Source organism: Cupriavidus sp. Agwp_2, assembly GCF_040784895.1.
Taxonomy (GTDB): Bacteria; Pseudomonadota; Gammaproteobacteria; order Burkholderiales; family Burkholderiaceae; genus Cupriavidus.
Genome location: NZ_CP088085.1, coordinates 492,476 through 514,731, shown reverse-complemented (window position 1 = coordinate 514,731; position 22,256 = coordinate 492,476). Strand labels below are relative to the sequence as shown.

General features: G+C 61.9%; 14 protein-coding genes and 5 pseudogenes. 11 read left to right on the top strand and 8 right to left on the bottom strand.

Annotated elements, in window-relative coordinates:
- The first annotated feature begins 102 nt into the window (after positions 1 to 102).
- Positions 103 to 1,197 (top strand): porin, encoded by a 1,095-nt coding sequence (locus LPA45_RS32670; protein ID WP_140948977.1) that lies wholly within the window; start codon positions 103 to 105, stop codon positions 1,195 to 1,197.
- Positions 1,198 to 1,783: 586 nt separating this feature from the next.
- Positions 1,784 to 2,089, top strand: a complete 306-nt coding sequence (locus tag LPA45_RS32665) for a hypothetical protein (RefSeq protein ID WP_181184355.1) — start codon at positions 1,784 to 1,786, stop codon at positions 2,087 to 2,089.
- Between the two features lie 525 nt (positions 2,090 to 2,614).
- Here LPA45_RS32665 and LPA45_RS32660 read toward each other — a convergent pair.
- The gene (locus LPA45_RS32660) at positions 2,615 to 3,331 is read right to left on the bottom strand and encodes a Crp/Fnr family transcriptional regulator (protein WP_140948976.1); all 717 of its coding nucleotides are present in this window, start codon (positions 3,329 to 3,331) and stop codon (positions 2,615 to 2,617) included.
- Between the two features lie 267 nt (positions 3,332 to 3,598).
- Between LPA45_RS32660 and LPA45_RS32655 the strand changes: the two genes are divergently transcribed.
- Positions 3,599 to 5,233: an acyl-CoA synthetase gene (locus LPA45_RS32655; protein WP_140948975.1), complete on the top strand. Its 1,635-nt coding sequence runs from the start codon at positions 3,599 to 3,601 to the stop codon at positions 5,231 to 5,233.
- A gap of 96 nt (positions 5,234 to 5,329) precedes the next feature.
- Positions 5,330 to 5,698 (top strand): annotated as a pseudogene (locus LPA45_RS32650) (tyrosine-type recombinase/integrase); the annotation flags it as partial.
- Positions 5,699 to 5,771: 73 nt separating this feature from the next.
- Here LPA45_RS32650 and LPA45_RS32645 read toward each other — a convergent pair.
- From LPA45_RS32645 to LPA45_RS32620, 6 genes and pseudogenes are all read right to left on the bottom strand, one after another.
- Positions 5,772 to 6,323, bottom strand: a pseudogene (locus LPA45_RS32645) (IS5 family transposase); the annotation flags it as partial.
- A 174-nt stretch (positions 6,324 to 6,497) separates the two neighbouring features.
- Positions 6,498 to 6,848, bottom strand: a complete 351-nt coding sequence (locus tag LPA45_RS32640; RefSeq protein WP_231881534.1) for a hypothetical protein — start codon at positions 6,846 to 6,848, stop codon at positions 6,498 to 6,500.
- A gap of 8 nt (positions 6,849 to 6,856) precedes the next feature.
- The gene (locus tag LPA45_RS32635; protein WP_367395126.1) at positions 6,857 to 8,737 is read right to left on the bottom strand and encodes an integrase; all 1,881 of its coding nucleotides are present in this window, start codon (positions 8,735 to 8,737) and stop codon (positions 6,857 to 6,859) included.
- The gene (locus tag LPA45_RS32630; protein WP_140953253.1) at positions 8,734 to 10,614 is read right to left on the bottom strand and encodes an integrase; all 1,881 of its coding nucleotides are present in this window, start codon (positions 10,612 to 10,614) and stop codon (positions 8,734 to 8,736) included. The genes LPA45_RS32635 and LPA45_RS32630 overlap by 4 nt, the downstream gene beginning before the upstream one ends.
- On the bottom strand, positions 10,611 to 12,059 hold the full coding sequence (locus LPA45_RS32625) for a site-specific integrase (RefSeq protein ID WP_140953254.1): 1,449 nt from the start codon (positions 12,057 to 12,059) through the stop codon (positions 10,611 to 10,613). Before LPA45_RS32625 ends, LPA45_RS32630 begins: the two co-directional genes overlap by 4 nt.
- A gap of 87 nt (positions 12,060 to 12,146) precedes the next feature.
- Positions 12,147 to 12,557, bottom strand: a pseudogene (locus LPA45_RS32620) (transposase); the annotation flags it as partial.
- A 276-nt stretch (positions 12,558 to 12,833) separates the two neighbouring features.
- Between LPA45_RS32620 and LPA45_RS32615 the strand changes: the two are divergent.
- The 6 genes and pseudogenes from LPA45_RS32615 to LPA45_RS32590 form a co-directional block, all read left to right on the top strand.
- Entirely contained in the window at positions 12,834 to 13,442 is a 609-nt protein-coding gene (locus LPA45_RS32615; protein WP_317925259.1) for a plasmid pRiA4b ORF-3 family protein, read from the top strand.
- 36 nt (positions 13,443 to 13,478) lie between these two features.
- Positions 13,479 to 14,876, top strand: coding sequence for an ISKra4 family transposase (locus tag LPA45_RS32610; RefSeq protein WP_317925257.1), 1,398 nt, complete (start codon positions 13,479 to 13,481; stop codon positions 14,874 to 14,876).
- A 460-nt stretch (positions 14,877 to 15,336) separates the two neighbouring features.
- Positions 15,337 to 15,453: pseudogene (locus LPA45_RS32605) on the top strand (single-stranded DNA-binding protein); the annotation flags it as partial.
- 295 nt (positions 15,454 to 15,748) lie between these two features.
- Positions 15,749 to 16,372: a hypothetical protein gene (locus LPA45_RS32600; RefSeq protein ID WP_317925256.1), complete on the top strand. Its 624-nt coding sequence runs from the start codon at positions 15,749 to 15,751 to the stop codon at positions 16,370 to 16,372.
- Positions 16,372 to 17,076 (top strand): RES family NAD+ phosphorylase, encoded by a 705-nt coding sequence (locus LPA45_RS32595; protein ID WP_317925255.1) that lies wholly within the window; start codon positions 16,372 to 16,374, stop codon positions 17,074 to 17,076. The genes LPA45_RS32600 and LPA45_RS32595 overlap by 1 nt, the downstream gene beginning before the upstream one ends.
- Before the next feature lie 639 nt (positions 17,077 to 17,715).
- Positions 17,716 to 18,342: pseudogene (locus LPA45_RS32590) on the top strand (KUP/HAK/KT family potassium transporter); the annotation flags it as partial.
- 1,036 nt (positions 18,343 to 19,378) lie between these two features.
- Here the strand turns inward: LPA45_RS32590 and LPA45_RS32585 are convergent.
- Complete coding sequence (locus LPA45_RS32585; RefSeq protein WP_317925254.1) at positions 19,379 to 20,365, bottom strand: IS5 family transposase; 987 nt, start codon at positions 20,363 to 20,365, stop codon at positions 19,379 to 19,381.
- Positions 20,366 to 21,026: 661 nt separating this feature from the next.
- Here LPA45_RS32585 and LPA45_RS32580 point away from each other — a divergent pair.
- The gene (locus LPA45_RS32580; RefSeq protein ID WP_367395346.1) at positions 21,027 to 22,100 is read left to right on the top strand and encodes a porin; all 1,074 of its coding nucleotides are present in this window, start codon (positions 21,027 to 21,029) and stop codon (positions 22,098 to 22,100) included.
- The last annotated feature ends 156 nt before the right edge of the window (positions 22,101 to 22,256 follow it).

The window sequence follows — 22,256 nt, the reverse complement described above, 5'->3', positions numbered from 1 at the left end:
CAGTTTCGTGCGACACCCGATGCCGAATGGCATTCGGAACGGGTGTCTGCGCGCGTCGATTTCCAGAATGCGCAACCCAAAATCCCTTACTAGAGAACAACTGTGCTCCACGCCAAGCTGAAACCTGTCACTGCTGCCGTCACATCGCTGGCCTTGACCATGTGGGCAAGCAACGCCGAGGCAGATGTGCTGCTGTACGGCCTGATCGATACCGGCATCGCCTACGTCAATGACATCGGCGGTCATTCGAATGTGCGCGAGCAAGCAGGAGGTACCGCAGCCAGCCGTTTCGGCCTGCGCGGCAATGAAGACCTTGGCACGGGCTGGCGCGCGGTGTTCGCGCTCGAGGGAGGTGTCAATACAGATGATGGCACGCTCGGTCAAAGCTCTGCATCTGCCATGCGTATCTTCGGCCGGCAGGCATGGGTCGGCCTATCTTCGAGCAGCGCCGGCATGCTGACCTTCGGCCGCCAGTACGACTTCATGTTCGACATGAACCGATATGGCAGTAATCGCTACCTGGGCGCATACTATTTGAGACCACTGACGGCTGGCGCATTTATCGGCGCCAACGGTAGTTCCACCGACATTGATCGCCTCGGCGGAGGGCGCGTGGATAATTCCGTCAAGTATCAAACGCCAAACTGGGGCGGATTCACAGCCGGCGCCATGTACGGGCTTGGCGAGCAACCCGGCCAGCCCTCCGCGGGTCGCACCGTGAGCGCCACCGCGCAGTTCGATCGAGGTGGCATGGCTGCCCAAGGCACTTACACGATGCGGCAGGACCCTGCAACGGGCGGGAAATATACCGTCATCGGCGCTGGCCTCGCTTGGGATATCACAACGGCACTTTCCTTCAATGCGCTGTATACGCGTAGCGAGTGGAATCTGACGAATGACAGGGTCGACGTCTATGACTTTGGCTTGCGTTACCAGTTGACCGCCCCCCTTAGCCTCGGCATTGGTTATGCGCGCTATCAGCCCAATCATGGCGCTGCCAACGCAATTTTGATGGGGAAGCGCGACCAGTTCGGCGCCAGCGCCCAGTACGCCTATAGCAAACGCACCAGCGTGTACGCGTTGTACACGTACCAATACGCCCATGAAGGCGGTGCGCAGCTGTACTTCCTTTCCCCAACCGCCCTATCTGCCCATACCCAAAGCGTCGTGCACATCGGCATCCGCCACGTGTTCTGACCTGCAGCCGGCGCTGGACCACAGGTCCGGCGCCGGCTTCGACATGAAGCAGATTGCTGCTGGTCCGCCGTCGCCCAGGCGTAGAACAGCCATGTGCACCATAAACCGCTCTGACAGGCAAGCGGCGACAGTTCGTGAAGCGGCAATAGATGGCCTGGCGGCTGCTGGTATCCCCGTCCTCGGAGCGCAGGGTGACCGGTTGACAGCGCCGCATACCTGCTCGCAGGAAAAATTCAGCATACGATCAACCAGCCGCTGCTCCAGCTCATTGGCGGATGGCACGTCGCTCGCGACTATCGGGAGGTGGGCCATAACGGCCGACATCGATGAACCGTATGGAAGGCGAGAAAACGTCTTCGACAAGCGGCGCGGTCTCACCGAGCACGGACGCCAGGCGCCTGATTTCGTCGATCGGAAGCGACGTGCTGCTATCAGGCTCCACACTCAAAAACTCCGCGCATTTTCGGACGTTGATGCCATTCAGTGCGCAGAAGCGGGCGACGAAGTAACCGTCAGCGGAACCCGTCTGGCGAGGAGCAAGTGGTAGTGAGAAGGTAGCGGCTTCACGGTATGCGGGAGTGAGGCGGTGGCTGAGCAACGAGAGGTTGGGAATGGGCGGGAAGGGGCTACGTATTACCGGCACGACGAAGCCTTCTGGCGGGAGCTGCTGACGCAGTGGCACAACAGCGGGCTAAGCATCCGCGCGTTCTGCCGGCAGCAGGGCCTGGCAGTCAGCACCTACGGCCTGTGGCGCAAGCGCATGGAGCGCGAACAGCCGGTTGCCGTGCCGCTGACCGTGACCGCCGAGACAGCATTCATTGATTGCGGCGGCCACGGGTGCGGCGCCTGCCGCGCTCGCGGTGACCGACGCGGCGCCGTCGAAGGGGCGTGACCAGGTGGTGGTCGCGCTGGCCGGCGCCCGCAACGAGCTGACCGGGACGCATGACAGGCGGGTTCCGCTGACGGTTACCTGCATTCCAGTCAGTGTCGGGTCGGGAAAAGATCAGGCTGGCAAACTGGCGCGACCAGGACTTGTCGGCGGGCTTGCCTGCCAGCCGGGGGCATTCGCTGTCCGGGACCGCCATCAGGGACGATAGCGCAGGGGTGCTGCCAGGTGCCCGGCAGGTCACAGTCGAAGTGGGCTAAGGCGTGCACCACGAACGGGTCGCCGGGACGTACCTTGCGCCGCGCGTTGGCGTCGCGCAGGCTGGCCGTGGCCGTGCAGGGCTTGAACCTGTACCGCAAAGGGGAAGCGCAGGCGGGCAAAGCGGACGTGGTGACGGCTGACAAGCGGCATGCGGAAGACAATCCCGGAAGCAGGGGGGATGCGGCCAGTAACTGTCGCAGGAATCCACGGGCCGCACAAGGCCACGGACATCGTTCGTCTGATCGTCCACGGCCCCCGGTGACGGCGGCGTTACAGCTCGGACAGCCCGAAATGGCGCAGCCGCGGCAGGTCGGTCACGCGGATGCTCTGGTAGGACAGGTGGACCATGCCGGCATCGGCCAGCCGGCGCAGCGCCTGGTTGACCCGCTGGCGCGACAGCCCGGTCAGCAGGCCGATCTCTTCCTGCGACAGCTCCAGCACGGGGCTGGTGCGCGGATACAGGTCCGGGTGGAACAGCTGGGCGATGGCCTGCGCCACGCGCGCATCGGCGCCCAGCAGGCGGTCGTTCTGCACGGTGGCGATGAACTGGCCCATGCGTTCGTTGAGCTGGCGCACGACAAAGCTGGCGAACGGCAGGCTCTGCGCCAGCAGCGTGTTGAACACCGGCTCGGGCACCAGCAGCACCTGCGAGTCGCGGATCGCAATCACGTCATAGCGCCGGTCTTCGCGCTTGATCACGCTGCCCTCGCCGCACCAGCCGCCGGCGGGCACGCCGGAGAAGGTGCAGCCGCGCCCGTCGGGGGTGTACACCGCCAGCTTGATCAGGCCGCTGTCCACGCCGATCCAGTGGCGCGAGGGCTCGCCGCGGCGGGCGATGAAGGCGCACGCGGCAAAGGATTGCAGCAGGGTTTCACGCGCGGCCAGCGCCTGGTGTTCCGGCGCCAGTGCGCCGAACCAGGCATGGCTGGCAAGGACTGCGGCAGGGGCGGGGGCCGGGACAGAAATCGGGGCTGTGGGTTCGCTCATGGCATGGGCGCGCGGGTCGGGCAACGTCCCTGTAAGAATCGTGCAAGCCTTGCCTGGCGCGGGTTTACGGCAGGTTTGTCGTCTGGGCGACAGTGCGCCAGCGTGTGCGATGATAGCCTTGTGCCAGAAAAAGTGACAGCGCCGGATGGCGCGAACAATGGTCACCTCGCCCCGGACGTCGCTGCACCCATGCAGCGCAACGACAGCATCATGCGGCCTGTCGGGCGGCTCCCCGCCACCAGCGCCAGATACGCGGAGACACTAGCAATGCCCACCGATTTCGACACCGGCCTGGCCCGCAACGCGGCCAACTTCGTGCCGCTTACGCCTATCGACTTCCTGGTCCGCGCCGCCGAGGTGTACGGCGAGCGCCCGGCCATCGTGCATGGCCCGCTGCGCCAGAACTGGCGCGACACCTATGCGCGCGCACGGCGCCTGGCCAGCGCGCTGGCGCGTGCCGGCATCGGCAAGGGCGATACCGTGGCCGCGCTGCTGCCCAATACGCCGGCCATGGTCGAGGCGCACTTCGGCGTGCCGATGGCGGGCGCCGTGCTCAATGCGCTGAATATCCGGCTCGATGCCGCCAACCTGGTCTTCATGCTGCGCCACGGCGAGGCGCGCGTGCTGCTGGCCGATACCGAGTTTGCCGACCTCGCGCGCCAGATGGCAACGGAGATTCCCGGCCTGAAGGTCATCGCCGTGCATGACGTGCTGGGGCCGCCAGAGGCGCCGTTCGGCGACACCGACTACGAAGCGTTCCTGGCTTCCGGCGACCCGGACTATGCGTGGCTCATGCCGGCCGACGAGTGGGAAGCCATTGCGCTGAACTACACCTCAGGCACTACCGGCGATCCCAAGGGCGTGGTCTACCACCACCGCGGCGCAGCCATCAATGCCGTGTCCAATATCCTCGAATGGGACCTGCCCAAGCACCCGGTCTACCTGTGGACGCTGCCGATGTTCCACTGCAATGGCTGGTGCTTTCCGTGGACCGTCGCGGCGCGTGCGGGCGTCAACGTATGCCTGCGCAAGTTCGAGCCCAGGCTCGTGTTCGACCTGATGCGCGAAGAGGGCGTGACGCACTACTGTGCCGCGCCGATCGTGCATACCGCGCTGGTCAATGCGCCCGCCGCGTGGCGCGAGGGCGTGCGCGGCCCGGTGCGCGGCATGGTGGCCGGCGCGCCGCCCCCGGCAGCGGTGCTCGCGCAGATGGAGGCGATGGGTTTCGAGCTGACCCATGTCTACGGCCTGACCGAAGTTTACGGCCCGGCGGCGGTCTGCGCCGAGCAGGACGACTGGAGCACGCTGTCCGGGCAGGACCGCGCGGTCAAGAAGGCGCGCCAGGGCGTGCGTTATCACCTGCAGTCGCAGGTGGCAGTGCTCGACCCCGATTCGATGCAGCCCGTGCCGGCCGATGGCGAGACCATCGGCGAGATCATGTTCCGCGGCAATATCTGCATGAAGGGCTACCTCAAGAACGAGAAGGCCACGCGCGAGGCCTTTGCCGGCGGCTGGTTCCATACCGGCGACCTGGGCGTGTGCATGCCCGACGGCTATATCAAGATCAAGGACCGCAGCAAGGACATCATCATTTCCGGGGGCGAGAACATCTCCAGCGTGGAGGTGGAAGACGCCCTGTACCGGCATCCCGCGGTGCTGGCGGCGGCGGTGGTGGCGCAGCCCGACGCCAAGTGGGGCGAGACCCCATGCGCCTTTGTCGAACTGAAGGACGGCGCCAGCGTCAGCGCGGAAGAACTGATCGCGCATTGCCGCACGCTGCTGGCGGGTTTCAAGGTGCCCAGGGCAGTCTACTTCGGGCCGCTGCCCAAGACTTCGACCGGCAAGATCCAGAAATTCGAACTGCGTCGCAAAGTCAAGTCGGATACCGCAATCGACGTCTGAGGGGTAAGCGGTGCAGTGTTCCATTCTGTTTGGAACTTAAGCGGCGGTTGGCGCGAATGACTTTCTGCAAGATGTCGCGAGCGCTCTTGAAGATCTGCAGGAGCGCGGCTTCCGATCAGCCGCGCCCGGTGGGATCCGGCCGCGGCCTTGGTCGGCAGCCTGGACGGCGGCAATGATGGACAGGGCGGCATCACCGCACTGCGCCTGTGGGAAATCCTGCGCCGGTTCTTCAGGCTAGCCGCGGCAAGCTTGGCCAGCGATCACCCGCCGCTGGCCGAAAAGCTCCGCCACGCTACGCCCCACTGGATGAGGCATACCCATGCGACTCATGCCCTGGCCAAGGGCGTCGAGCTGAGCGCCGTGCGCGACAACCTGCGCCATGCGTCGATTTCGACCACCTCGATTTACTTGCATACCGACGACGTCAAGCGGGCGCGGCAGTTCGGGCAAGCGTTCACGGCCTGAACAGCTTCTTGCATTTTAGAGGCGTTGTTGCATAAGTCAGATCTGAAAACAAAGATTTCCTGTGCTGATGAATTCAGGCGATGCGGACGGACTGCGGGCGTGCAAGGGCCCCCATACGGTTGAGTACGCCGACGCGGATCGCCACCTCGGCCGCCTGGGCCCCGACATCACGCGCCCACAAGCGATTACCCGTGAGTGTCTTGAGCCGGTACATCAAGTTCTCGACCAGCGAACGCCGGTGATAGCCGCTGGACGTCTTCCATTCGCGCCTGCCACTTCGGGCAATGGCGTCAATGGCCTCGTTGCGCCAAACCGCACCGGACGTGGTCTGCGGCCATGGCATCGCTCCCTCACGCGGCGGAATCGACGGTTGCGCGCCTCGCGCGGCAATCGCCGCGTGGCATTGCTTCGTGTCGTATGCGCCATCGCCACCGATGGTGTCGATTGGCATATCGGTGGGGATCTGATCGAGCAACTCGGGCAACACGTCAGCGTCGCCAACGTCCTGATGTGTCATCAAAGCTGCGCTTACCTGGCCGGTCTTGGCGTCCATCGCCAGATGCACCTTGCGCCAGGTGCGCCGCTTCGAGTAGCCGTGCTTGCGCACCTTCCACTCGCCCTCGCCGATACGCGCAAGAGAGAATAAATGGACATCAGCCAGAGCCCCGCAAATACTAGAATCAGCAGACTACCAGGTGTCCATAAAGTCAGCAGAAAAAATGGACACAACGACCGTCAGAATGTCCATTTCCAGTCGAAAGTTTCGCAGCTGATTTCGAGCGAAGATGCCCGCCGCAATCTAGCGTAGCTGCAAGGGCAGGACGCTACCGCCACGCAGCGCGGCCAGTTCCTTGCGCAGGCGGAACACCTGATGGAGCAGGGCAAGTTCACGAGCCAGCGATTCGTCAAGCTGTGCCTGCAGATCCTTCGCGTCGCCCTTTGCGCGGTTCAGACGCTCGGTGAGTTCGAGCTTCGGGCGCCCGGCCACTGCATTGGCCGCGTCGATCGCTGCGATCAGTTCGGTGAACTGTGGGCGCGACTTCTTGATGCTGCCCTTCTTGCGGCCCGCCTCGATCGCCACGGTGTCGTTGTTGATACGCGCACCCTTGCGGTTCTTCAGCCGCTCAAGAGCGGCATAGTAGTCGGTCATGGCGCCGCTCATGCTGCCTCCGATTTGATCAGTTTCTCCTGCGCGTCAAGCAGTCGTTGCAGCGCCTGCGCCTCGATACGGTATTCGACGCTCGTCTCATCGACCGCGCGCAGCTTCGCGACCGTAACCTGCTGCGCGTTGATCACGCGACGAAGCTTCGATGGCACGACCACGAGGTTACGGCAGTCCGATTCAAGACAATCCAGACGCATCCAGTCGAGTGGCGTCGACTTGCACTGCTCGACACTGGCGCAGCCGCCCAGCACCGTCTCGCGGTACGCCAGCTCGCCCTTCACGAACATCCTCATCGTCTGCTCGCGTGAGTAGACCGACACAGGCGAGGCCTGCACGGCACGGCTCTGCGTCCACGCTGCGTGGCCGCCGAACAGCCGCACGTCAGAGAACAGCACCTGCTCGGCGTATGCAAGGTACTCGGACAGGCCCTGTGCCCCGGCCCATTCCTTCGCGAAGTGGGTCCTATCAGTGTCGATGAAGCCCTTCGCGAATGCCGAGCCACGAGCGTAGTACATGCTCATCTCCTGCGTGATGTGCTGCAGCTGACGTTTGAGCGTCGGCAGCGTCACCAGTCCGCTGCGGTGCGCGTATAACGCGAGCGTCCTCCGAAGCTGGTGCCGCGTGAACGGCCACTGCCGCCCGACCGCGTACTTCGGCTCGTCTTCCCACGCGCGGTGCATGTCGACACGCTTTAGTTCAGCGATGTCCTCGACCGTGATCGTCGGGAAAACGCGCTCACGAAAGGCTTCAATATCGTTATGAACGGTACTCGCCGCCCGGTTTGCTACGTATCCCATATGCAGTCCCATCCGGCAGAACAGCAGGTGCGAACCGTCCGTCGATTCGGCGTAGCCCTGCGCGCCGTGTGCACGGTGTGCCTCTCCCGATAGCCGTTGTGCGAGCCCGACAGCACGGGCGGCGAGCGGGCTGGTCACCCAGCGTGCGCGCCTGGGACGCCCGCCCGACAGCTTGGTCGTGACGCCCTCGATGGTGTAGTGGGTTACGCCATCCAGACGGGTCTCGCTCAGGCAGTCGTATGGGAGGCTCTCTGCTTCTGTCGCACGCATGCCGGTGAACGACAGGATGACAAGCTGGCATAGCGCCCTGATCGACGCCACAAGCGACGACGCGACGTAAGGGACGGCCTTGTACCCGAAGTGTGCAGCTACCCTTACCAGTTCTGAAGGGACGGACGGACTCTCGCCGGCATACAGTCGTGCGAGGTAGTCTGACAGCACGTCGACGATCCCTTCAGCGACGCCGAGGTCATGTTCACAGGCCAACAGGAAGTGCTGGTAGATCCGCGTCGGGACGACAGGGTGTTGTGAGTTTCCAGCACGTTGCGCGAAGCGTTCGAGCAGAGGCTTGTGCAGTTGTGCCAGTGGTACGCGCAGCCCTGTGGTCCCGACGCCCAGACGGTGAAGCTTCACCAGAACTGAATGAAGGCGCTGGGCCTTCCTCTCCATCCCGGGTTGCGCCACATAGTCGAGAACAATAGCGACGCTGGACAGCCCCTCGTAGAGCGTAAGCTCACGTTCGGCGGCAAAGAACGCGAATCCCTTCAGGCAGGCTGAACCAGAGTTAAGCGTACTGGACGCCGGTACCGTGTCGGTCGCTTCGTGCATCAGAAAGTACATCACCTGCTTCCACTGTCGCGTAGTCGCTTCTGAAAGGGCTCGACTTGCGCCGTCAGGCAGGTGGCCCCTGAAGTAGATATGGGTGCGCGGCCCAATCGTATATGCCCGGATGTCCCAGGCAGCGTCACTAAACAGCGAAACAGCGTTCGCAGCCTTGTCGCGCGTAGCCACTGTATCGTCCTCGACACGATACCAGTCGGGGCGCTCAGCGATCGGCGCGATCAGCGTGTTGTTCATGCCACCCCCAATTCGTAAAGCTGGTCGAGCTTGGCCGACCAGAAAGCGTCCAGATTCCCATCGACATCAACGTCCTGCTCGATCTGATCGACCAGCGCGGCGTCGCGCTTACGCAGTTCATCCAGCAGGAAGTCAATGCGGCGCAGCACCGCGCCGAACGAACTGTCGTATTGCTCGATCGAGTCGGCACGTCCGCTCACGAGCCTGACGCAATGACGGCAGCCCAGCAGCTTGTGGATGTCGGCGGCGTCAGCGTGCACGCGATACTGGTCGCAGAAGAGACATCCTTCGGTCGAGCGGCAGTCCGGCTTCACGGTGACTGAAGCGGCGATCGGCACTGGCTTGCGGAATTCGATGCAGACGCCCACCGCGCTCCTGATGCTGCCAGCCGGGTCGTCGCCGGTCTTCAGCACAGTCTTCTCGACCGAAGCGAGGAACACGCCCATCTCAGCCTTGTGCGCGGCGTCCGTGCCGTTCGAGTACGAGCGCAGCGCTGTTTCCACCGAGTGCCCCATCAGCCTGGCTGCGATGACAGGGCCGTGGTTACTTACCGCCCAATCCTGCTTTGCCGCACGCCACTGACGTGCGCTAATGCGCGGCAGCACGATCCCGAGCGTGTCGAGTCGATCATAAAGAAGGGTCAGAAATTGGGTTGGGAGAGGTATGGGCCGTCGTCGCTGCGGGCTATGTCCGACTACGATGAACAACGCGTCGCAGCCTGCGTCCGGCACCAGATACTCGCGCAATGCGAGATACGCCTTGAGCTTCGGCATGAAGCCCAGCGAGACGGTGAACGTAATCTCTTTAGCCCCTGCACGATACTTGACCTCGCGAAACTTCTGACGCACAACCGACGCATCCTGCAGGCTCGCGGCAAGCTCCAGACTCCACTTCATGGCCAGCAGCTGTGCGAGGTTGACGCCCGTTTCGGCCAGAAACAGCGCGGCAAAGCAAAAGACGGCCATCGAAGCGTGTGAGCGCCGGATCTCTGACTGCGCGTCCTCGTTCGCCGCCGCAAGATGTTTAGCCGCACTTCTGGCGATGTCCCCCGAACGCTTAGAAGGGTTCTTGGCGTCAGCCTCAGCCATGCGCATCGTGAGCTCTTCCCGAGTGCGCGGCTCTCCCGTTTCCAGATTCCAGCCAGCCAGGCCGTGAGAGCCGTCGCCTCCGCGACGATGGTGTCTGCGCGGAACAAGGCAAAGACTCTCACCGCGCGCTGTGGTCACGTGTACCGGGTACGGCTTGAAGTCGAGCACCAGCGTGCTGATACCGCTGAAGAGCGCGTCAGCCCACGAGAGCAGGGTGGCCTGGGCTTCGGCGTCAGGCACCGCCGTCGGCACCGAAGCATCCCGTTGGCGGCCCAGCACCCTCGCGTCGGCGCAGAAGTCGTCGTTTCGGAATAACTCACGTAGCATCGACAACAGACGGCGCTGACTGATGTCGACGGAATTGCGCTTCAGGTTGCCCAGCGAGACCTGTTCGCGCCTCTCACGGAAGTAGCGATGAACCGCTTCCGCCGTAGTCTTCTCGTGACAGAGCACCTGATGCAAGCCCTGCCTGTCGGCCCAGTTGACGAACTCAAGCACGACGCGCAAAGCACCGTCGACCGTCCTTGGACGCATCGCGCCAAGGGTCATGCGCCCGGAAAGCTGCGTCACCAGCAGGCGTACGACCCTGGCGCGTTCACTGCTGAAGCTTGTGGGGTCGAAAGTGCGTCGCGTACACCGCAGGCTCGACGCGTCACGCTTCAAGTAGCAAATCTGCCCGATATCGGAACGTCCGCTCATGCCTTCCCACCTGAGCAGCGCGCGCTCGGGATGTAGCAGTGTTGTACCCTCCGCGAGCGGCATGCGCACTTCTTCGTACTGGCGGCTCATGCAGCCACCGCCGTGTCGAGGGTGCGCGCGACCAGCGTCGACAGGTGCACGCCCCAGCCATCCTGGACAGCGTCGAACAGCTTGCAATTCTCGCGGTAAGCGAGGTAGCGCTCGGTCGTAGACGGTTGTACGTGCCACATCAACTGCCGCAACTGATCGAGCGCCCGCGTGTACTTCGTCTCATTCGCTGTCATCGTGTCGACCATGTTCAGCCCGTAGGTCGCGCGCAGATCGTGGAAACTGAACTCGTACCTGGGGTTGCCAAGCTGCACGCGCATCATGGGTAACAGTTCGTCCCTGATGAACTGGCGCACGGCCTGCCCTGTCTTGACGTGGCGGCGTACCTGCGGGCCAGTGCTGACCGGGCCGCGCGACGCGCGATCCTCGTAGAGCGGCGCACCGCGATAGCTGAGAAAGAGCGGCTGGACGGGATGATCGCCGCCGTCTGCCAGCTGGCGACGCTTGCGCGCGCGATCGCTGTGCACATAGGTGTAGAGCCGTTCATAGAAACTGCGCGGCAGGTGCAGCACGCCCTTGACCCCGCCCTTCGTGTCGATGCCCGTACCCGGCCCGCAGGCGATACGGATGTCGTCGCCGTGAAACTCGCCCGGTTTGCGCATCACGTGTCTCGCGCGCACGGTCAGTACCGTCTGAATGCGAGCGCCCGTCAACAGCGCGAACAGATGAACGAGCGTCATCTCGGTATTGCCGAGAGTGGCCAACGATTCAAGCAGCACCGACTGCTCGGCAGAGGGCAGCGGGCGCAAGCGACCACCGTCCTGGATGTGATCGTCCCACGGGTCATCTGCGCGCCGGCCACTGATCGACAGGTCGGTGGTCTTGACCTCGATCGCGCGGCTGAAGCCCTTATGGTCTCTGAACTCGATGAAGCGGCCAGATTCGGTCCACGGCGCGTTCGCGGGCCTGAAGCCTGCCTCGGTCATGAGCCAGCGATAAAAGCGCACTACGGCGCCCATACGACGCCTGGCGACGCCCGGAGACAGTTCGCCTGCCTGCACGGCCAGCCTGATCGAGGCGCTGTAGCGGTAGGTTGGACGTTGCCGCTTGTTCGCGGGGAATGCCAGCCAGTCAACGCCCTCGTTATCCAGATAACGACGGAACGCCACCAGGTCGTCAGCAATGCTGGCGAACGTCAGCATGTTGGGCGACGGCTTCGACTCAATCATGTCGATGAGCCACAGGTTCGCCTCAGCCCATGGCGCGCCGTCAGCGAGCCGGACAACAGGAAAGAGAGGAAAGGTGCCTGTGATCCACTGCGGGCGGTCGTCGCGCCGCTTGCCGGTGTCAGGGTCTGCGAGTGGGACCGTGTGATAGATCGTGCCGCCCTCGGGCGTGGTAATGCTGACCGGCGTCGCGCCGGATGTGTTGCGGTCAACGACCTCGGTCAACGGCAGTTGCCGGATGGTCGTTCGTCTTGCTGTCATCGCCCAGATCCTCATGCTGTGTTTGAGTGGGCGTCCTCATTAACACAACGTGCGAGTATCAAGAAATCGTTCCTGGCTTGCGCATACGCCGAATACCTTCAGGCCAGTGCTGTCGACCACCAGATGCAGCGACTGACTGGCGCGCTGCACCGGCAGCACCACGTTCAGATCCTGGGCGCGCCGACTCAGAGTCGTGTAGTTCGGGACTTGCAAATCGGCGAAGGCGAGCTTGCGAAGGCTATGTGCAAAGCCCTGCAGCGCACGCAACGGCAGACGGTACACCTGCTTGATTCCGAGCAGCATCTGAATCGCCGCGTCCGAGTAGACGTGTGGCCGGCCACGCCTGGGCGACGCCGCCTCGGGCGCTGCATTCATCACGCTTTCATCGATCCACATCGTGACGTCGCCTCTCGCGATCAAGCCTGCGTTGTACTTTGCCCAGTTCCTGACACGGTAGATCCCCTTTGGCTCTCCCCGCTTGTGTTCGTCCTTGCGCATCTCTCGGGCAAAAATCGAGAATCTACGCAGTTACCCGAAGAGTTAACAGGGGCGCCGCCCAGACCGTTGCGCGTAAACGTCAGGGCCCAGCCAGACACCCGGATTTATGCAACAACGCCCATTTTAGAATAAGAGGCGGCGTTTTCATAACCGCAAGGCTTATGATAGGAAATTGGCCTTATCTTGGTCAGACCCGGTTACGGCGAGAGCGCGCCAAAACGGGGGCTGACGGCCGGACCGCTACTAAGAGGCCAATGAGGCACCTACAATGCGTGCATGGCTCCCGATCCTGGACCGGCGATCTCCGTCCTTCAACTTCGAATTGCTCTGCGCGGCCTGAGTCCGCCGGTTTGGCGGCGCGTCCTCGTTCCCGAGCACTTGACACTCGGGCGATTGCACCATGTCATCCAGGTTGTCATGGGCTGGGCCGACGAACACCTGCACACGTTCAGCATTCGTGGCAGGCGTTACGGCGAAGCTCAGGAGGGCGTCTTGCAGTTCTGCACAGTCGCCAGCGAACTGCCGCTGACCGCGTTTCATCTCCGCGAACACGAAGGTTTCGTCTATGTGTATGACTTCAACGCGTGGTGGCGCCACGAGATACGCCTGGAGCGGCGTATGCTGCGGCAACAGCCTGGCCAGTTGCCCCGTTGCGTGGCGGGTTGCGGGCCATGCCCGCCCGAGGACATTGGCGGAATCGAGAGGTATCTGGAGGCCAGGGACGAACACAGTGAATATGAGTTCGTCGATTGGATCGAGTCACTGCGCGAAGGGCCAATCGTGCTGGAAGACCTGCGCGACGAGGTCGATGGGTGGCTGATTTGGCTGGATCGTCGCTTTGATCGTCGGATCGTCAATGATCGGCTGCGAGAGCTCGAGGGGTAGACTGGTCGCCGCAGCTTCCAAGGAAGGAGGGCGGCCATGCGTATCAGCTTGCAACTCGTCGTGCAGGACGATGGAGGCGCGCCAGCCACCGTCACCGAGATAGCCCAGTTCGAGAGAGATGGCCTTGATGTGGGTTCGCTGGGGCTGCATCTGGAGGAGGCGAAATCATTGCTGGGCCGGCTGCAGCGCACGATGGTCACGGCACAGGTTGCCGAGGCAGTTGCCCGGACCAGCGTTTGTCCCACGTGCGGGGCGCAGCTGGCTTGCAAGGGCCACCATAACTTGGTTTTCCGTAGCGCGTTCGGACGGCTGTCGATTGACAGTCCGAGGCTGTACCCCTGCCGGCAGTGCCAGGGCGACGCCCCTAGCTTCAGTCCGGTCGCTAACTGCTTGCCTGAGCGGGTCAGTCCAGAACTGCAGTATCTCGAGGTGAAGTTTGCAGCGTTGATGTCGTATGGTCTGACCGTCAACGTCCTGCAGGAAGTATTGCCGCTCGATCATGTACTGGCAGCCAGCTCGATCCGGCGCCAGGTCACCAAGGTCGGTCGCCGGCTGGAAGCGGAGCAGGCCACCGACGTGCGGCAGCAGGCGGAGGTGGAGGCGAGCGTCCGCTCGCCCGAGATCCCCGAGCCCAGTCCGGTCCGCGCGGTTGGCATTGACGGCGGCTTCCTTCGGCGGGCCGGACACCGGCGCCGCCAGGACGGCTGGTTTGAAGTGATTGTCGGGAAGTCCCTGCGAGATCAGGATGGCGGGCATAGTTTTGCCTACGTGCATAAACTGGAGCGCCGACCGGCCGATCGTATGTGGAATTTCCTTCTTCGTGAGGGTGTGCAACCCGATCAACCGGTCACCTTCCTGTCGGATGGAGGGGAAACCGTACGGTTTGCGCAGCTCGGCTTTGGTGACCGCGGTGAGTACGTTCTCGATTGGTTCCACATCGCCATGCGGGTACAGAACCTCGAACAGATGATCAAGGGCCGGCCGGCCCACTGCGACGGCCCGACCAACGCGGCATTGATCAAGGATCTGCATGGCGCCAAGTGGCACCTGTGGCACGGCTGCCCCTATCCGGCGTTGCGCCGACTGGAAAGCCTGGGCTGGGATCTGGACGCTGAGGCCAGCCCCGAAGAAGCCAAACTCCTCGGCAAGCTCGAGGAGTTCATTGTCTACCTCGACAACAATCGGCACTTCATCGTGAACTACGGTGACCGCTATCGGCATGGGGAGCCCATTGCCTCAGGTTTTGTCGAGTCAGCCGTCAACCAGGTGGTCAGCAAGCGGTTCGTCAAACGGCAGCAGATGGCCTGGCGGCCTCGGCACGCGCACAACCTACTGCAAATCCGGACGGCCGTGCTCAACAACCAGCTCCGGTCTTACGTTGAACGATGGTATCCGTCCATTGCCCTAGAAGAAGGCCACCGCCTTGCCGCTTAGTCAGCCCCGGTTTGGCGCGGTCTCGCGAGCAGGGAACCATCCAAGACTTGCTTGTGCACGCCTAGGTGGTAATGGCTTTAGGGCCAGTAGCACTTCCCATGGGGGGGAAGCAATGTTTGCTGCACATCTAGGCAACGTCGGCCAGTTCATGGTTCCTTAGACCGACAGAGTGAGAAACTTGCGAAACATGCGAAAGTTGGTTACGATTGAGCCATCATCCATGGCATCGTCGTTCCCGACCATGTGTTCCTTTCCGAGTGTGGCCGACCTGGCTCGCCGTATGCGTATCGAGCCAGGTACCCTCCTTGAGCGATTCCGCGAAGCCGGCGTCCCTAAAGCTGATGCGCAAGCGCCCGTCCTCAACGCCGACGTCGCGGCGCTGAGCGCGCTCTACCGACAATTGTTGGGGCCTCGCGCCATTGAAATCGAAGCTGAGCTCGATCCGCCGCGGGCGGCCCTTGTGCAGAACCGCGTCATCCTGGTGGGGAATCTGGGGGATGACCCCGAGACGCGTTACATACCGTCGGGCGACCCCATCACAAACATTCGGCTTGCCACGACCGATCGGTATCTGGATTTTGCGCTGCGCGTCGTCTCGGGCTATGTCACAAGGTATGCGCGCGGCCACCTTCTGCTCGAACTGCTGCAGGGGCGCGTGCCGGCGAAGATGGCTTCGGTAACGCGCTGGGTACTGCGCAATGGCCTTCGCACTCTGAAGGGTGAATCCGATCGCGTACATCGACTTTTGGTACTGGTGTCGCGGGCCATGTCGTTCGCCGCGCAGCGTCTGCTGTCCTGCCGGCGGGCTGATCAGGAAGCGGCCATTCATCCGGCGTTCGCGCCGCCGGCTGTTGTCATCTGAAGGAGTAGCTATGACACCGCGCACCTCGTTCGCGTCCGGCGCTGCCGGCGACGCTCAACTGGTAGAGAAATTGGTTCACGATATCGATGAGCAGCTGGAACATACCATCGACGCGCGCGAGCGGGCCCGCGTGATGGCGATCGTGCGCCAGTGCCTGACGGCAACGCTCGGGCACCCCGGTTCGCCGGCGGCAGGTGTCGAGGATCGACTCGCCGTGTCATACCTGAAGCCCTCGGAGGTCATTGCACAGGGCCTGGTGGCCATGTCGCAGGCGACGCTGTACCGCGCGGTGGAGAATGCACGCTTTTACTGTGTCACTCCCCGCGGCAAGGCGATCGGCCGCGCATTCCCGGTCTGGCAATTCGCGCCACCGGTGCCGGAGCTGCTCGCTCCGGTTCTGCGCCAGATGACAGACTTGCCGAGCAGCGAAATCCATGCGTTCTGGGTGACACCGGTCGACGCCTTCGACGACCTGACGCCGGCCGAGGTGCTGGCGGGCAGGGCGTTCGAATCGCGTGCGGCGCTTACCGCCGCGCAGCGTGGCCACCTTGCCCAATCCGCCAGCGAGCGGCAGGGCAAGGTGATCGCGCAGCTGGCCGCGCTGCCCTCGCGCAGTACGGACTTGATCAGCTGATGATGCCGCCAAATATTGCTGCACCTGAGCATATTGCTGTAACCCTTCCTCCGACGGATCTCCTGCGCCAGGCACTGGCCGGCGCGGAGATTCTCCTGCCCGCCGGCACGCGCGTTTTCCGCGCGGTCCGGCATCCCGCCGCGGTCATTCCGCCTTACGTCCAGCGGACCTACCGATTCGGCCCGCCCGCCGAGTTTGCTGGAACCGACGGACGTTTTTCGGACTACTGGATGTACGCGGCCCAAGACCTGACGACTGCCCTGTGGGAGTCCGGCTTCTGCACCAACGACTTGACGTTGCCCGGCACGTTCTATATTCCTCCAGACGTCGCCAAGAAAGGCTTGATCGCGACATTCACACTACAAACGGACATCCGGGTCCTCGATCTCCACGGCACAGCTCTCAGCAAGTTAGGCGTCTACGACCAGATCCACGGCGACCATGCCTGGTGCCAGTGGTTTGGCCTGCGGATGCTCGAGGTTTTGGCCGGCTTTTCCGGCGATGCGGCCCCGCTCGGATTCCGCTACCCTTCGCGCAAGCACAAAAGCTACTTGGCGCTGGCGGTCCAATCGGGCTCGTTGGAAGTGTGGCGGCGCCACGTCGACGTGCAAGTAACGCGGTTTGCCGAAATGCCGGAGTTTGAAATTCTGCGCGCTGACGCTAACTACGCCGAGCCGTTTGGCGGCGGGTTTTCACTCGAGTAATCGCATGATTGGCACAGCGGCCGCGTGCGCTGCTGTCGCTACCCCTCAGGGCTGATATTCGAGCGGGACTTCAGCGCATTCAGCGCCTGCCATCACCCGGTTAGCGCCAGCTGGCGGTGCGCGATCTGCTACAACGCTGACCGGGCCGTCAGCCGTGGCACTGGCGCCCATCGGTTCCCCTACGTTTCGTCGGCTGCGAACCTATCGCTTGCTGCCGGCGTTGGCAAGGAACGAAGCAGGGGGCTTGCGGCCTGAAGGCCATCCATCGCTGCCAAGCCGCCTGGCCGCCTGGCCGATGCCCGGCAGGCGGCCAACCTCGTCGACCCAGCTTCCCGGCTTTCGTGGTGTGCAGGCAGGCCCACTTTCAGGATCCCTCATTTTGGGACCGCTTCCGGTTGCAAGCGCCTGCCCCATGAGGGTGCTCGCAAAACGGCGACGCCATTTCACATCGTCTCTTCGCTTGATACCTCTTCCATCCCAGCGTGGCAGAGCGCACGCGCGCCTGACGAGTGTGTGGTGACATCACCAATGCCGATGGTGAATTCACCGTCTATGCTCTAAATCCAGGGGACGTTGGAGACGCTGGGCGGCTCAGGGCCTGATCTGAGCCCGAGCGTGCAGCGATCAAGAGGAGCCGCCGTGGATGCCGATGCGAATGACCGCGAACCGCCACGCGAGTCGCACCTGGGAGAATCTCGCGCTGCCCTGACCCTTGCCGCGCTGGGCGTCGTCTATGGTGACATCGGCACGAGTCCCCTGTATGCGGTCAAGGAAACCTTCAATCCCGCCCATGGGATCCTGCTCTCACCTGAGAACATCCTTGGCGGCATCTCCGCGATCTTCTGGTCGCTGATGGTGGTAGTTTCGCTCAAGTATGTAATCCTGATCATGCGGGCGAACAACAGGGGGGAGGGCGGCATCATGGCCCTACTGGCCCTTGCCCTGGCATCGGTGAAGAAGTTGGGGCGCTCACCTACGCCGATTCTGCTCATAGGCCTGTTCGGCGCCGCGCTCTTCTACGGTGATGCTGTACTGACGCCGGCCATCTCGGTACTCTCTGCGGTCGAGGGCATCGAGGTAGGAACGACGGCCCTGAAGCCCTACGTCCTGCCGATATCCGTGGGTGTGCTGATCGCGCTGTTCCTGTTCCAGCGGCATGGCACCGCGACCATCGGTGCGTTCTTCGGGCCAGTCACGATCTTGTGGTTTCTCGCCCTGGCTGCGGCGGGCATCTACGGCATCGTCCGGTATCCCGCCGTGCTAGGGAATTGCTGATCGTGCGACACGTGCTGCTTGCCCGCGGCGTGTCGGTAGTCTAGTTTCAGCGGGCAGCGAAGTTCGTTCTTGTCTTGTCACATACGGTACTAGCGTGCTGTGACCTGCTGTACGACCAGCAGTTTCCTACCTGGACAGGCGTGATGAGTAATCGTCGGGTCTGAAGCTCCGGGGACAATGTACCCGTCGAAAGACGTCATGATTCGGCGACGAATGGTGGCGACGCTGCAAGCCGCAACGCGGTGTAGGGACTAGGAAATTTCCGCATGCGCAACAGATGTGAATCGCTGATAAACCGCGTCAATTCCGATGGGCCAAAGCGGCTGGTAGGCCCTGACCAAAAGGTAAGCAGCCGGTTGCTCCTTTGATCAGTAGGGGCACGTCGTCATCAGGGCTGCCGTGGGATAGGCGGGCGCTAAACGGACAGTCCTCGGGCTGGAGGTATCGCCGAGGTCGGCAAGAACGGGAACGTGGTAAGCCCGATTCTCTGCCAACATTCAGAACATCGAATCGTTGGCAAGCGACCCGTGAGGGAAGCTGTTGGGGAAGCGGGTAAGAGAACGCGCAAAAAGCGAATGCCAGACTGTAATCGTCCGGATAGGAGTTCAAACTTTGCTCCGACCTGAAAGGGTGCAGACTTGCGCGAGGTGTGGCTGTCGCGAACCAGTATTTGCGGTCCAACGCGGGGCAGCTTGGAAGAGACTGTCGTTGTTTTACGGCAGTTCAGCGCCTCCGTCTCAGCAATGAGATGGGCCAACGATATGACGTATGCGAAGGTCTTGTGCTGAATGGAAAGGCCGGCGCCGGGCAACGGTGCTTTAGCCATGCGCGAGCCGTATGCGGGGAAACTCGCACGTACGGTTCTTTGGGGAGGGGGCGACGGTGACGTCGTTCCCTTACCCGCTAATGAGGTTTGCGCTTGATGTTGCACAAGCCAAGGATTTCGGTTTTCGCTACGCGGAACAGATGGGCCGATTCAAGCCGTTTTTTCTCTCGTTTCGCACCTTTCCTGGCGCGCTTTGCGCGCTCAGGACGGATTGCTTCCCTGTGAGGCCAACAACAGCTTCCTGGCGAGCACCAGATTCGCCAGACCAAACAGGCTGAACAACTGCGCCGTGTTCTTGACCAGGCCCTTGTAGCGAACCTTGCGATGACCGAAGAGATTTTTGATGACGTGGAACGGATGCTCGACCCGCGCCCGGATCTGGGCCTTGGCCCGCTCCACGGCGATCAGCAAGTCCTTGACCGCACCGTCACGCATCGCCTTGATCTTGCCGCGCTTGACGGCCACCTGCCACTTCACGGACTTGCCTTGCATCTCCTTGCGCTTGTCCACGCCCGTGTAGCCCGCGTCGCCAAACGCGTGCTCCTCGTGGCCATGCAGCAAGGCATGCGCCTGCGATACGTCCGACTCGTTGGCCGCCGTGCCCACCACGCTGTGCACCAGCCCCGAAGCCGCATCCACGCCGACATGTGCCTTCATGCCAAAGTGCCATTCATTACCCTTCTTGGTCTGGTGCATCTCCGGGTCGCGGCTCTTCTCCTTGTTCTTGGTCGACGGTGGCGCCTCGATGATGGTGGCATCCACAATCGTGCCTTCCTTCATCATCAGCCCCCGCTCGCACAACATGATGCCGATCTCGTCGAACAGCTTTCGCGTCAGTTCATGCTCGACGAGCAGGCGGCGAAACTTCAGCAGCGTGGTCGCGTCCGGCACCGCTTCGACCGCCAGGTCGATCCCGGCAAACGCCCGCATCGCCATGCTGTCGTACAGCGCGTCTTCCAGCGCTTCGTCCGACAGCCCGTACCACTGTTGCAGGAAGTAGATACGCAGCATCCGCTCCAGACCGATCGGCGGCCGTCCACGTTTGCCCTTGGGGTAGTACGGCTCGACCGCCGCAATCAGACGCGACCATGGCACCACGCTTTCCATCTCCGTCAGGAAGCGCTCGCGGCGCGTCACCCGCTTCTTGCCGTGGCTTTCCGCTTCCGCAAAACTGATCTGTCGCTTCATCTCCGACTCATATCGTGGGCATGCACATGACAACGCTTACGCGCCACGCAACGATGACCGCCGCGCTGATTAAATCAGTCTTTCCCTAGGGAGGCGAATGCTCGCAATCCTAACTCCTTTTAGGCCCCATTCGGGGCCTTTTTTTATCGCTGTCGCCATCAGTCGATATCTTCAATGCAGTTCAAATAAGATGAACTCAACTTCGTGTGATCAAGATTATTTTTTTAGATTTCACTACATTGGATAGTCAACGTGTATGAAATCATAGAGCAATAGGGTAAACGTCCATAGCTCGCCAAACCACTCAACTCCTACTATTAGAGCGTACACGCTATATAGATAAAAGGTGTATGCGTGATCAGGTCACTTATTGTTAAGGGTGCATAGACACCAGACCCTCACGAACATGGCACGAGCGCTCCACAAAGATAAGACGGGGAGAAGAGACTCTATAGGTAGACAAGCGCCCACCAACCAATAACGCCATCACCAAACATCCAGAAAGAAAGACACGACTGCCAAAGGCCAAGGTCTCGACCGGCGGGTTACCTGACCGCTTGCGCCGCAGCTGACCTTCTGATTTTCAGGTAGTCGTGCGTATGTCCTTCTTCATCCATTCTGTTGTAAAGGAAATGCAATCATGAACGGGATTTCTCGCACCTTGCGTCGCAAGGTGCGCGCTGCTGCATGGTTCGCAGTTGTTCCCTTGTCTGTCCTGAGCGCTTCCCAGGCGTGTGCGCAGTCAAGCGTTACGCTCTATGGGCAAGTGGATGTCTTCCTCGGTGCAGTGAAACCCTATGGAGCTGACCGCAAATTCACGATTGACGCCGGAGGCATTCAGACCTCGTACTGGGGTATCAAGGGAACTGAAGAGCTATCCACCAATCTTAAGGCGATTTTCGATTTAAATGGGTTCTTGAACGCGGACGACGGCACATCCGGTCGATTCTCCGGGGACTCGTTCTTTTCACGCAACTCCTATGTCGGGCTGCAAGATACTCGCTACGGTACGGTAAAAGTGGGGAGAAACACGACACCCTATTTCATCTCGACAATTCTGTTCAATCCTATGATTGATTCGTTCGTCTTCGCCCCGACCGTATTGCATACCTATCTTGGTGCCCCCTATGCATCCAACGGCGGAACTATCAGCTCGGGGATCATTGGTGATACTGGCTACAACAACGCTATTCTTTACAGCACTCCGGTCATAGGGGGATTCAGCGCCAATGCGCTATACGCATTGGGCGAACAAGCAGGAAGTCTAGGGTCGAGCAAGTGGGGAGGCAACGTTGTCTATTTCGGCCAAGAGCTCTCGGCGACAGTCGCCTTTCAACAAGTTCGATTCAATACCAGCCCGGTTGCAGACACAGGCGTGCCATTGGGCTTTAGGTATCAATCTGCTGTCACTGCCGGTGCCGCTTACGACTTTAAGGTTGTGAAGGCATTTGCGCAGGGTCAGTACATCAAAAACTCCATTGCGAGTGGTGATGTGACGACCAAACAGGGTCAGGCTGGGATCTCCATTCCGATCGGTGCAGGGTCGGTCCTTGCTTCGTTCGCCTTTGCAAGGACTACCGGCGGACCTGAGACGCAGCTGCGCAAGACAGGCGCGATTGCCTATGACTACAATCTCTCCAAGCGCACCGATCTCTACATAGCTGGCATTGTTGACAAGGTTGGCAATCTGTCGCTCGGCACGACGTTCGGGCTTGGGATCCGAACGAAGTTCTAAGGCAAACGAGACAACGGTGGAGGCTTCGGCCAGAAGGGGCCTCTACCTTTGGCGCTGGACATAAGTTGTCACGCATCCGGCATCGCCAGGACGGCCAAAGAGAAAAGGAGTCACGCGAAAGCAAAAAGCGCGCTGCTCCGGCGGGGGCGGGACAGC